This window comes from Haloarcula rubra, from assembly GCF_019599465.1.
In the GTDB taxonomy this organism is placed as follows: Archaea; Halobacteriota; Halobacteria; order Halobacteriales; family Haloarculaceae; genus Haloarcula; species Haloarcula rubra.
The window spans coordinates 334,795-346,424 of the sequence record NZ_RKLR01000002.1; the positions used below are offsets into that span (position 1 = coordinate 334,795).

At 68.5% G+C, this 11,630-nt stretch carries 14 protein-coding genes; 3 read left to right on the forward strand and 11 right to left on the reverse strand.

The window, feature by feature from the left end:
• Window position 1: 1 nt before the first annotated feature.
• The 4 genes from EGH21_RS06330 to EGH21_RS06345 all read right to left on the reverse strand — a co-directional run bounded on the left by EGH21_RS06330 (window position 2) and on the right by EGH21_RS06345 (window position 3,946).
• Window positions 2-1,627, reverse strand: a complete 1,626-nt coding sequence (locus tag EGH21_RS06330; RefSeq protein ID WP_220617632.1) for a gamma-glutamyltransferase family protein — start codon at window positions 1,625-1,627, stop codon at window positions 2-4.
• 42 nt (window positions 1,628-1,669) lie between these two features.
• The gene (locus EGH21_RS06335; protein WP_220617633.1) at window positions 1,670-2,920 is read right to left on the reverse strand and encodes an MFS transporter; all 1,251 of its coding nucleotides are present in this window, start codon (window positions 2,918-2,920) and stop codon (window positions 1,670-1,672) included.
• Complete coding sequence (locus tag EGH21_RS06340) at window positions 2,921-3,310, reverse strand: DUF7473 family protein (protein ID WP_220617634.1); 390 nt, start codon at window positions 3,308-3,310, stop codon at window positions 2,921-2,923.
• 75 nt (window positions 3,311-3,385) lie between these two features.
• Window positions 3,386-3,946, reverse strand: coding sequence for a TATA-box-binding protein (locus EGH21_RS06345; protein WP_166967082.1), 561 nt, complete (start codon window positions 3,944-3,946; stop codon window positions 3,386-3,388).
• 162 nt (window positions 3,947-4,108) lie between these two features.
• Here EGH21_RS06345 and EGH21_RS06350 point away from each other — a divergent pair, with 162 nt between their 5' ends.
• Window positions 4,109-5,140, forward strand: coding sequence for a TIGR01177 family methyltransferase (locus EGH21_RS06350; RefSeq protein ID WP_220617635.1), 1,032 nt, complete (start codon window positions 4,109-4,111; stop codon window positions 5,138-5,140).
• An 88-nt stretch (window positions 5,141-5,228) separates the two neighbouring features.
• Window positions 5,229-5,384, forward strand: coding sequence for a rubrerythrin-like domain-containing protein (locus tag EGH21_RS06355; RefSeq protein ID WP_220617636.1), 156 nt, complete (start codon window positions 5,229-5,231; stop codon window positions 5,382-5,384).
• On the opposite strand, the gene EGH21_RS06360 is transcribed toward EGH21_RS06355, so the two are convergent.
• The 5 genes from EGH21_RS06360 to EGH21_RS06380 are packed head-to-tail and all read right to left on the reverse strand — an operon-like array spanning window position 5,385 to window position 8,318.
• Window positions 5,385-5,921 carry a GTP-dependent dephospho-CoA kinase family protein gene (locus EGH21_RS06360; protein ID WP_220617637.1) on the reverse strand — a complete coding sequence of 179 codons (537 nt, stop codon included), beginning with the start codon at window positions 5,919-5,921 and terminating at the stop codon, window positions 5,385-5,387.
• A 1-nt stretch (window position 5,922) separates the two neighbouring features.
• Window positions 5,923-6,120: a transcription elongation factor subunit Spt4 gene (gene spt4 / locus EGH21_RS06365; protein WP_220617638.1), complete on the reverse strand. Its 198-nt coding sequence runs from the start codon at window positions 6,118-6,120 to the stop codon at window positions 5,923-5,925.
• Entirely contained in the window at window positions 6,120-6,698 is a 579-nt protein-coding gene (locus EGH21_RS06370; RefSeq protein ID WP_220617639.1) for a DNA-directed RNA polymerase, read from the reverse strand. The genes spt4 and EGH21_RS06370 overlap by 1 nt, the downstream gene beginning before the upstream one ends.
• A gap of 1 nt (window position 6,699) precedes the next feature.
• Window positions 6,700-7,089 (reverse strand): PIN domain-containing protein, encoded by a 390-nt coding sequence (locus tag EGH21_RS06375; RefSeq protein ID WP_220617640.1) that lies wholly within the window; start codon window positions 7,087-7,089, stop codon window positions 6,700-6,702.
• Window positions 7,086-8,318 (reverse strand): translation initiation factor IF-2 subunit gamma, encoded by a 1,233-nt coding sequence (locus tag EGH21_RS06380; protein ID WP_220617641.1) that lies wholly within the window; start codon window positions 8,316-8,318, stop codon window positions 7,086-7,088. The genes EGH21_RS06375 and EGH21_RS06380 overlap by 4 nt, the downstream gene beginning before the upstream one ends.
• Before the next feature lie 329 nt (window positions 8,319-8,647).
• Here EGH21_RS06380 and EGH21_RS06385 point away from each other — a divergent pair, with 329 nt between their 5' ends.
• A complete protein-coding gene (locus EGH21_RS06385; protein WP_220617642.1) occupies window positions 8,648-9,532 on the forward strand; it encodes a DUF7351 domain-containing protein in 885 nt (294 codons plus the stop codon).
• Here EGH21_RS06385 and EGH21_RS06390 read toward each other — a convergent pair.
• The gene (locus tag EGH21_RS06390) at window positions 9,529-10,179 is read right to left on the reverse strand and encodes a potassium channel family protein (RefSeq protein ID WP_220617643.1); all 651 of its coding nucleotides are present in this window, start codon (window positions 10,177-10,179) and stop codon (window positions 9,529-9,531) included. The two genes, EGH21_RS06385 and EGH21_RS06390, sit on opposite strands and share 4 nt — an antisense overlap.
• A gap of 3 nt (window positions 10,180-10,182) precedes the next feature.
• Window positions 10,183-11,574, reverse strand: a complete 1,392-nt coding sequence (locus EGH21_RS06395) for an APC family permease (protein WP_220617644.1) — start codon at window positions 11,572-11,574, stop codon at window positions 10,183-10,185.
• Window positions 11,575-11,630 lie beyond the last annotated feature (56 nt).

An 11,630-nucleotide genomic window follows, 5' to 3' on the forward strand; every position in this document is an offset into this window, starting at 1 on the left:
CTCAGTACACGTCGACGGTGCCGTCCTTCCGTGGTTCCGTCGCCCCCGAAAGCGTCCCGTCCTCGTATCGCGCTATCTGTGCGCCGCCGAAGTAGAGGGGGACGTCCACGCCGACGTCGTGTCCGCGGCGGGCCAGTTTCGAGGCCACGTCCTCGTCGAAGCGGGCCTCCGTCGCCAACGTCCCGTCCTCGCAGTAGCGCCAGCGCGGTTCGTCCAGCGCCGCCTGCAACGGCATCTCGCGGTCCAGGAGGTTCGAGAGCACCTGCACGTGGCCCTGCGGTTGCATGTACCCGCCCATCACGCCGAAGGCCGCCCAGTCGTCGGCACCGAAGCGCGCGAGGCCCGGAATCAGGGTGTGGAACGGCCGCTTGCCCGGTGCGACGACGTTCGGATGGTCGGCGTCCAGCGAGAACGACGCGCCGCGGTTCTGGAGCGTGAGACCCGTCTCGCCCGCCACGAGGCCGCTCCCGAACCCGTTGAACAGGGAGTTGATGAAGGAGACGACGTTGCCCTCCCCGTCGGCGACGGTCAGCAGGACGGTGTCGGCGTCCTCGGCCGGCGAGTCGAGCATCCCCACCTCGGCGTTCTCGATGGCCTCCGGACCCACTGCTTCGGCCCGTCGCTCGGCCCACTGTTTCGACGCCAGCGGCGGGACATCCTCGTACTCCGGGTCGGTGATGTAGTGGTGGCCGTCGGTGAACGCGAGTTTCGTCGCCTCGGCCAGCAGGTGCGTCCGTTCGACGGGGTCCTCGGTGTCGGGGACGCCGAGGGATTCGGCGACGTTCAGCGCCTCCAGCGCGACGAGGCCCTGATTGTTCGGCGGGAGTTCGTACACCTCGCTCCCGCCGTAGGTGGTCGAGACGGGGTCCGGGTACTCCACCTCGAACCCGGCGAGGTCCGAGCGTTCGAGGAGGCCGCCCTCGGACTGGACCGTCTCCGCGATAGCGTCGGCGATGTCGCCCTCGTAGAACGGGTCGGCCCCCTCCTCGGCCAGCGTCTCGAGCGTCGACCCGAGTTCGGGCAGGCGAACCCGTTCGCCCACCTCGGGCGCTCGTTCGCCGTCGACGAGGTACTGCTCGCGGGCGGCGTCGTTGCGCAGTTCCGGTTCACAGAGGCCCCACGCCGACGCGATGACCTCGCTGACGGGGAACCCCTCGGTCGCGTAGTGGACGGCGTCGTCGAGGACGGCGTCCATCGAGAGGCGCCCGAACCGCTCGACGGTGGCCTCCCAGCCACGGGGCGCGCCGGGCACCGTCACCGCCAGCGGGCCGCGGTCGGGCATCTCGGCGTCCGCCGGTGCACAGCCCTCGCGGTCGGCGACGCGCTCCCGCACCGTCTCCAGCGTCGCCGTCTCGGGCGCGCCGCCGCAGGCCCGCATCGCCCCCACGTCGCCGTCGGCAGTTCGATACAGCGCGAAGGCGTCCCCACCCAGTCCCGTACTCATCGGTTCGACGACGTTCAGCGTCGCCGCGGTGGCGACGGCCGCGTCGAAGGCGTTGCCGCCCTCGCGCAGGACGTCGATGCCCGCCTCGGCGGCGAGCGGTTGGCTCGTGGCGACGACGCCGCGGGTCCCGTAGGCCGTCGACCGACGGGAGGTAAAGCGGTCCAGATTCGGCTCGCTGTCCATAGACGAACCCGGTGGCTTGGCCGGAAAACTGTTTGGCCGGCCCTACTCGTCGAGCCGCCAGAGCGTCACCGCGAACACGAGTCCCAGCGCGGGGAACACGGCCAGTCCGAGGAAGGTGCCGCTCACGCCGACGGCGGCGAGGAGGTAGCCCGAGACCGCCGCGCCGGCGGCGCCGACCCCGAAGTTCGTCAGGTACGTGTAGCCGTAGGAGAGCCCCCGGTCGCCGGGCGGGCTGTACTCGGCGATGGTGGCCTGATACAGCGGCTGGAGCGTAAAGAGCAGGAAGCCCAGCAGGACGCTCGCCGCGAGGAGCGGCGCCAGTCCCGCTTCGGCGGCCGGGACGAACAGCAGGGCGACGACGGCGAGGCCGCCGAACACCGCCGCGAGTCCCGTCGTCGTCTCGATGCGGTCGGTGAGTTTCCCGCCGACGTACTGGCCGGCGATGCCGACGGTCAACAGGCCCGAGTACAGGTAGAAGGCGAGGTCGAACTCCTCGGCCAGCGGGCTCCCGGGTTCGAACACCCGCACGAACTCGGTGACGGGCGGGAGGAAGCCGCCGAGGATGTCCGGCAGGAACGTCAGCGTCCCGCGATAGAACAGGCCGTTCGTCGTCACGACGAGCATCGCGAGGGCGAAGCCCGTGGTGAAGAGCGCGCGACTGTCGGCGAGGAACTCGCCGACGGAGGCCGGCGGGCCGTCGTCGCCGTCCCTCGCCTCGCCGCCGTCGGTGCTGACCGCCGCCGTCTCGTCGAACTCGGCAGTGAGCGCGTACGCCACCGCACCGACGGCCGGGACGACGAGCAGGGCGGCGACGACGCGCCAGTCGAACGCGAGCAAGAGGAGCGCGGTCAGGAGCGGTCCCAGCGCGATGCCGGCGTTGCCGGCCATCCCGTGGTAGGCGAACCCGGTACCGCGCTCCTCGACGCCGGTGGAGATGAGCGCGAGGCCAGCCGGGTGGTAGACGCTGGCCGCCAGTCCCCAGAGCCCCAGCGCGATGGCGATGGTGAGGACGCCCGGCGCGACGCTCAACAGGAGGAAGGAGGCCCCCATCCCGACCAGACAGGCGGTCACGAGCAGGTTCGAGCCGTAGCGGTCCGCGAGGACGCCGCCGGGCAGGGCGCCCGCGCCGAACAGGCCGTAGCCGACGGCGACGACGGTTCCGAGAAGCGCCGTCGTCACCGGGAACTCGGTGAGCCAGACGACGACGAAGATGGGGATAGAGAGTTCGTACGTGTGGACCAGTCCGTGTGCCAGTCCGGTGAACGTCACGATGGCGCGGTCGTTATCTCGCATCTATACGGGTCCGAAGATGTTGAACAAAGTAATTCCAAGCACTGTCGCGAACGCGAAGTGCAGAGCCACGAGCGGCGCGGTCGACCGGGTCGACAGCCGATACACCGAACTGATGGCGATGCCGTCGGCCAGCAACGTCGCGGCGACGACGACGAGGACGCCGAGACTGGGCGAGACGAGGCCAGACTCGACGCCCCACCGCTGGAGCAACAGCGAGACGACGGTGGGAACGATGGCGGCCTTCGCGGCCAGTTGGCTCGGCGTCTCTCCGATGAAGAACGTCGCCGCCAGATGGAGTGTGATGGCGTAGAACAGCCAGGTGAGCAACAGGGTGACGACGACGGCGAGGACGCCACCGCCAGTCAGACTCGGCGTACCGGCCTGGAGCATACCTGTGGTTGGTCGTGGCGGCGCTAATGCGTTGTGTTCCCGACTGCGCGGGCGGTCCCGCGGCGAGCCGGGTCCCTAGTCGAGGAGGCCGAGTTCCTCGAGGCGGGAGACGATCTTGTCGACGGCCTCTTCGGCGTCTTCGGGCTTCTTGCCGCCGGTGATGACGAGTTTCCCGGAGCCAAAGAGGAGCGCGACGACGTCGGGTTCGTCGAGCCGATAGACGAGGCCGGGGAACTGCTCCGGTTCGTACTCGATGTTCTCCAACCCGAGGCCGATGGCGATGGCGTTGAGGTTGAGATTCCGACCGAGGTCCGCGGACGTGACGATGTTCTGGACGACGATTTCGGGGTCGTCGTCGACCTGTATGTTCAGGTCGCGGAGTTTGTCGAAGACGATACGCAGGCTCTGGTGGACGTCGTCGGTCGACTTCGCACCGGTACAGACTATCTTCCCGGAACGGAAGATGAGCGCCGCGGACTTCGGGTCCTGTGTGCGGTAGACGAGTCCGGGGAACTGCTCGGGGTCGTAGTCGGCACCCTCGAGGTCCATCGCCACGCTCTGAAGGTCGAGCTCCTGGCCGATACCGGTCGAGGCGACGACGTTTTCGATGTTGATGGTCTCCTTGGGGTCAACCATGTCTCGATTTAAATCACGTATTTAAGGCTTATAAAGGTTCATGGCATCGACTGACAGGTCGCACAGCTAAAACGTCGCTGAGCTGATTTATTCGGCGTAAATAGGGACGCGTAGTGGCCATCGACCGGCACGCTATTACCGGCACGGACGTACGATATCGGCGTGTACGTCCTCGAACTAGGCGGACAGGACGACGCCTTCGCGCGCACGGAGGCCGCGAGCGCGGCGAGCGACGTCACCACGCTCGCGCCGGGACTGGCCACCGCGCGCGGTGTCTCGGAGCGCGCGCGCCATCTCGCGTTCACCCATCGGGTCTGCGAACTGGTCGGGACGGGCGACCCGACGGTCGAGAGCGCGCACGCGCTACTCGACGCCGCGAGTATCGACCGCGAGGGGAGCGTCGCGGTGCGGGCCGTCGACGTGCGAGCGAGTACGGGTATCGATACCCAGCGTGCGGAGCGGGTGCTGGGCGGCGTCCTCACCGACCGTGGCTTCGGCGTCGACCTCGACTCGCCCGACAACACGCTGTACGCGTACTTCGCCGACCCGGCCGGCGACGAGGAGGCGGGCGCGGGCGAGGCCTGCTGTGCGCTGGGGTGGGACCACCTCGCCAGCGTCCGTGACTTCGGCGATCGACAGCCCACGAAACGGCCGTTCTTCCAGCCCGGGAGCATGGACCCACTGGAGGCCCGTGCGCTGGTCAACATCGCCGGCGCGCGGCCCGGCGCCACCGTCGTCGACCCGATGTGTGGCACCGGCGGCATCCTGCTGGAGGCGGGACTGGTCGGCGCGCGCTCGGTCGGCGGCGACGCACAGGATAAGATGGTGCAGGGCACCCGCGAGAACCTCACGTACGCGCTGGACGGCGACGGCCACCCGGACAGGGCGGCCTACCCCGAGGCCGGCCGCTGGGACGTCTGTCGGTCGGACGCAGCCCGACTCCCGCTGGCAGACGACGCGGCAGACGCCGTCGTCTTCGACGCGCCCTACGGCCGACAGTCACGCATCGAAGGCGAACTGCGCCCCCTCGTTTCCGGTGCGCTCGCCGAGGCCCGCCGCGTCGCACCGCGCTGTGTGCTGGTCGCCGACCGCGACTGGGGCGACGCCGCCCGCGACGCTGGCTGGACCGTCGTCGAACGGTTCGAGCGACGGGTCCACCGGTCGCTCGTCCGCCACGTCCACGTGCTGGAGTGACCGAACGTCCAGTTTTCTTGGACGTACGTCCACCTTTGTGACGTGGTAACAAGGTTTAAGCGAGCAGACTGACCATACAGCCACACGGATGCCTCGATGGTCAGACCCAGCACCCTGTGACGACGACGAACAACTGTTCGAGTGCCCGTCCTGCGGGAAACGGCTCTGCAGTGACCTCTCGACAGTCACCTGTGACCGATGTGACGAACAGATGCAGAACCTCAGCGTCCCGCGACCCGAGTAGCTACCGCACCACGTCGAGCGCCGCTTCTGTGTCGCCGTCCATCCGGTCGAGTAGCGACCGGACTCGCTCACGGGTCGCCTCGTCCGGCGTGACCAGCACCATCCCCTCGTCCGGCTGGCCGTAGACGACGCTCCCGCTCTCGGGTACCGCCAGTACTGCCGGGAGCGCCGCCAGGTCCTCCTCGCCGTCGACGTCTAGCAGGGTCGTCGCGCCGCTGTCGAGTCCCTCGCGCAGTGCCGTGAGCAACGCCCGAGTGAGCGTCGCCGCCGGGTTGGCGACGTCTACGCGGCGGTCGAACCCCTCGATAGCGGCGGCGACTTCGGCGTCGACGGCCGAGCGTTTGGTGCGCTCGTCGACGAGTGCCACGTCCGGGACGCGGCCCGCTTCTAACAGGTGGTAGGTGACGATGTCGCCGACGGCGACGATAGGGTCGCCCGCGTCGGCCAGCAGCGCCGCTGGGTCGGTGTACAGCCGTCCCATCGGCTCTTTGAGATCGGCGCGCAACCCGTCGGGCAGTTCGAGAACGACGTCGGACACGTTAGCGGACTTTCAGCGCGTACTGGCCCGGTTCGGTCACTTCCATCTCGCGGGCGATTTCGGACTGCTCGGGGTGGGCGATGACGACGTAGCCCGCCCAGTCCTCGGTGAGCGAGGTCCCACCGCAGGCCTCGCACTGACTCTCGATCTCGGCGCCCTGCACCCGGTGACAGTCGCGGCAGACGAGTCGGTCCGCCATCAGCTATCACCGACTTCCGCCGTGCCTTCCCGTTTCTCGCGCTCCTCCTGGAGCCAGCCGTGCTTGCCGAGGCCGACCTGTTTGGCCGTGAGGCCGATCTTCGAGTCGCGGGGGTTGCGCTCGTCGATGCTCTTCGTGACGATGCGGGCCCGGACGGCGTCGCCGACGGTGAGCGTCCGGTTGGACTCCCGGGAGGCGAGTTGCTGGTTCTCCTCGTCGTAGGCCAGATACTCGTCGGAAATCTGGGAGACGTGCAGCAGGCCGTCCACCGGACCGATGCCGACGAAGGCACCGAAGTTGACGACTTCGACGACTTCCCCGTCGACCACTTCCTGCATCTGCGGGTCGAAGGTCAGCGCGTCGAACTCGGCCTCGTAGTAGACGCCGGGCTTGTTCGGCAGGACGGCCCCGTCGCCGATGTCGTGGACCTCGATGACGGAGACGACGCTCCCGACGTCCTCGTCCATCCGGCCCTCCAGTTTGTCCTGCAGGAGCTTCTTGACCATCCCCGGACTGACGTCCGCGAGGTGGCGTGGCGGCACTTCGACCGTATCGCGTAGGCGTACCCGTTTGTACATATTATGGTTGAGTGATACCGAGTTTGTTCCGGCCCCTTAAACTAATTACTGGAACGCCTGCGTCGAGCAGGCGGCGTTTGAGGGGTTTGTCGTTCGTCACCGCGTGTGTCGCGTCCGGTCGTGTCGCGAGTTCGAGGACGGCGTCGTCGGCGTAGTCGGCCTCGGTATCGACGACCGAACACCGTTCGAGCAGGTCCCGTCCGACCGCGGCGGCCGTCGCCTCCGCACCGGCGCCGTCGGCCAGTTTCTCCAGTTCGTCGCGGACTGCCTCGGGGACGACGTAGTCGCGGCCCGCGTCGACTACGCCCGACAGCACCCTGTCGAGTTCCTCGAACACGCGGACGTTACATTCGACCGGCATCATGAGCGCGTTCGTGTCCAGGACTATCATCCACGCAGCGTGCCGACGCCGATGAGTCGCCATCGGGCACCGACACGGCGGTTGATAGCTATCTTCGCACCGGCTTCGGCACACACCGGCCGTTTGAGGGCGAGTTCACACTCGCCGTCGCGGGCGCTCGTGACCGACCCGACGGTGGTGGCGGTGCCGATGGTGAGCATCAGCGGTTCGCCGGTCGAAATCTCCTCGACCTCGCCGCCGTCGTCGCCGACGATACGTTCGAGCAGGTCCACGTCCATCGTGAACTGCTCGTGGGTCGGCGGGAGACTGCCGGGCGGGCCGGCGACCTGCCCGGCCAGCGCGTCGCCCTTCGTAATCGCGGGGTCGAGTCCCGTCCCGACGCCCAGCAGGCCACCCGGCGTGACCTCGTCGACGAAGTCGCCGCCGGCCTGCAGCGAGCGGACGTCCGTGGTGACGGGCCGCCACTCGGTCTTGCCGCCCTCCTCTACCTCGCGGCCGGGGCGGAGTTCTATCTCGTCGTCGTCCTCGAGTTTCCCCTGGACGAGCGACCCGCCCAGCACGCCGCCCAGCAGGTCCTCCCACGTGGTGCCGGGGCGGTTGATGTCGAACGAGCGGGCGACCATCATGCGGGCGTCCGCGTCGGGGTCCCGTTCGGGGGTCGGAATCTCGCGTTCGACGGCGTCGATGAGCAGGTCGATGTTGGCCTCCTGCTGGGCGCTGATGGGGACGATGGGGGCGTCCTCGGCGACGGTCCCCTCGACGAACTCCTGAATCTGTTCGTAGTTCTGCATCGCCCGCTCCTCGTCGACGAGGTCGACCTTGTTCTGGGCGATGACGATGTTGTCGATGCCGATGATGTCGAGCGCCGAGAGGTGCTCTTCGGTCTGGGCCTGCGGGACGGGTTCGGTGGCCGAGACGACGAGGACGGCGCCGTCCATGATGGCCGCGCCCGAGAGCATCGTCGCCATCAGCGTCTCGTGGCCGGGGGCGTCGACGAACGACACCGTCCGGAGGTAGTCGGTGTCGGCGTCGTGGTCCTCGCAGCGTTCGTCGACGGTGAAGGCGTCCGGTTCGTCCTCCTCGGGACAGCGCCGGAACGTGGCGTCGGCGTAGCCGAGCCGGATAGAGATACCGCGCTTCATCTCCTCGGAGTGCTGGTCGGTCCATTCGCCGGACAGCGCCTGTACCAAGGTGGTCTTCCCGTGGTCGACGTGGCCGACGAGTCCGATGTTCACCTCCGGTTGTTTGTTCGATGTCATTTCGAGAGTAATCTTGGTGGAGATTCGCCGCGTGCGACTGATAAACCTACTGTTTGCGGGTCGTGGGCGGTGGGGCGGTCCGGTTTCTCGTCCTCCGGATTCTCCGCGGACGCCCCCGCTGTCCGGGCGTCACTGGCCGCTGAGGGCGGCGACGGGTCTGGCGGGGGCCTCGCCACGGCCTGCGAGGGCGCCCGTACGCGCCGATGTGGTCCCGGCCGACGCCCAGCGACCGCGTGGGTCGCTGGCACGACCGGCGCGAAAAGCATGAGGTCGCTTACAGGAACTCGTTTCTGCGAACTCTTTTGTCCGAGTGGTCAGACGTCTCACACATGGCTCGCGCAGACGACAGACCGGGCGACGAGGGCGACGTCGACCCGGCGACGGCGTTCGGCGTCGTCGCCAGCGAGACGCGCCTCGACATCCTCGAAGCCCTGTGGCGGGCGGACGCGACGCCCGTGGCGTTCTCGACGCTGTTCGACGCGGTGTCGCTGACCGACAGCGGCCAGTTCAATTACCACCTCCAGCAACTCACCGGCCAGTTCGTCGCCGACGTCGAGGGCGGCTACCGCCTCCGACACGCCGGCGCGCAGGTCATCCGCGCGCTCCGCGCCGGCACGTTCACTCACCGGCCCGACGTCGACCCGTTCGCCGTCGACGGGGCCTGCACTCGCTGTGGCGGGTCGCTACTGGCCCGTTACGCGGACGAGCAGTTCGCCATCGACTGCGCCGACTGCGGGAAGGCCCACGGCGAGTACCCGTTCCCGCCGGGTGGACTGGTTGACCGGAGCGAGGCCGAAATCGCCACGGCGTTCGCCGAACGGGTACGCCACCTCCACTGTCTGGCCGCCGACGGGGTGTGTTCCGAGTGTGCCGGTCGGGTTCGGACGGTCATCTCACGGGACGGCGACTGCTGTCTCGACGTCTCGGTGCGGGCGGAGTTCGTCTGTGAGCGGTGTCGCCACGAACTGTGTTCGCCGGTCGGTCTCTCCCTGCTGGACGACTCGACGGTCGCGGCGTTCTACGCGGACCACGGCGTCGACCTCGCGGCCCGCCCGTACTGGACGCTCCCGTGGTGCGTCGACGACGAGTACACCACCGTCGAGTCGACCGACCCGTGGCGGGTCCGGGTCCGCATCCCTGTCGCGGACGAGGCGCTGCACGTCACGCTCGACGGCGACCTGCAGGTCGTCGAGACGGCCCGCCGGCAGTGCTAACCGCGCAGGAGGTTCATCACCTCGTCGGTGACGGCCCCCTCGACGGCGACGAGGAACCGCTCGCCCGGCGTGAGTTCCGTCTCGGGGCCGCCGATTCGCTCGCCCTCGGCGTCGACGATGATGAGACTGCCACGCGGCAGCCTGACCTCCGCGAGCGTCTTGCCGGCGGCGGGCGCGTCCTCGGCGATTTCGACGTCCAGAATCTCGACTTTGCCACCCACCTCCTCGATGCTCCGGACGCCGCCGCCGACGACTTCGTTGACGGCGACGCGGGCCGTCAGACTCGCCGTCGAGACGATGCCGTCGACGTACTGCGGGTACAGCTCGTCCGGGTCGCCGTCGATGCGCATGACGGTGTGGAGTTCGCCCATCCGCTGGGCGGCCATGCAGATGGCGAAGTTGGTCGACTCGCTGTCGGTCAGCGCCGCGATGGCGTCACAGCGGTCCGGCTGAGCCTGCCGCAACACGGCCGGGCGGGCGGCGTCGCCCTCGATGATGCTGGCGACGTACTCGGCGGCGACCCGTTCGCTCTGGTCGGGGTCGCGTTCGATGAGGACCACGTCGTGGCCCCGGTCGTGGAGCAGTTCTGCGGTTCTGAGGCCGACGGTGCCGCCGCCGGCGACGATGACGCGTAGTGATTCTGGCATGGGTCAATCCTCCGTCGACACGGTGACTTCCGGCTCGCTTATCTCGGGTTCCGGCTCCCGCGTCGGAACGCCCGGTTCGCCCCGGCGACGGGAGAGCAACAGGTAGACGACGGCGCCGACGACCAGCCACCCGACCGCCAGCGCCCACGTCTGGAAACTGATGAACGCCCCGAGCAGGAGGTTGAGGACGATACCGAGGACGGGGGTCGCCGGGTAGAACGGTACCTCGAACGGCCGGCGGAGATCCGGTTGCTGGCGGCGCAGGCGGACGACGCTCAGGTTCACGATGACGAACCCGAGCAGGGAGAAGAGGCTGGCGAGGTTGCCGACGAGTCGGATGGGGACGACGGCGACGGCGACCAACATCACGACGGCGGAGGCGGCGATGGCGACCAGCGGCGTCCCGAAGCGGTGGTGCAGGCGACCCAACCGGGCCGGGAGTTGGGCCTCCCGCCCCATCGCGAAGGCCACCCGACTCGACCCGATGATGACCGCGTTGAGCGCGCTTATCGTCGAGAACACCGCGCCGAAGGCGATGAGCGCCGCCCCGCTACCGAGGAGCGGGAACGACGGCATGAACCCCTCGGCGGCCTCCGCGATGGCCGTCTCGCCGGCGCCGGCCAGTCCCTCCGCGCCCAGCGTCCCGAGTGCGACGAACACCACGAAGAGGTAGACGACGACGGTGGTCGCCACCGACAGCAGGATGGCCCGCGGGATGTTCTTCTCGGGGTCCTCGACTTCCTCGGTCACCGTCGCGATGAGGTCGTATCCCTGAAACGCGATGAACGTCAGTCCCATCGCCGGCAACACGGTGATGGGGTTCCCGCGCTGGAAGAACGGGGAGAACTCGCCGACGTCGACGAACTGGAGGCCGAAGGCGACGAACACCACGAGGATGAGTATCTTCACCAGCGTGATGAGCGTCTCGGCGCTCCCGCTGGCGGCCGTCGAGACGGCGTTCAGCGTCACGAAGACGACGACCACCGTCGCCGCCCAGAACAGCACGTTCCCCGGCAGGTCGACCCCGAAGATGTGGCCGAACTCGATGAAGTTCGAGGCGAATCCCAGGGCATAGAGCGCCCCCGCAATCATGTACGTGAACCACCGGGTCCACCCCATGACGAACGCGATGGGGGCCGAGAATACCTCTCGGACGTAGGCGTAGCCGCCGCCGTTACGCGGAATCGCCGAGGCCAGTTCGGCGTACGAAAGCGCGGTAAAGGTCGTCACGCCGCCGTTCAGGGCGAACACGAGGATGGCCGCCGGGCCGGCCGTCTCGACGGCCAACCCCGTCAACACGAAGATGCCCGCGCCTATCATCGCGCCGATGCCGACCATCGTCGCGTCCAGCAACGTCAGCGTCGCCGCCGGCGAGCGGTCGCCGGCGTGACTCACGCGTCACCCTCCGCTCGGAGCGCGTGGTTGCCGTATCGTGTCATCCTGACACACGT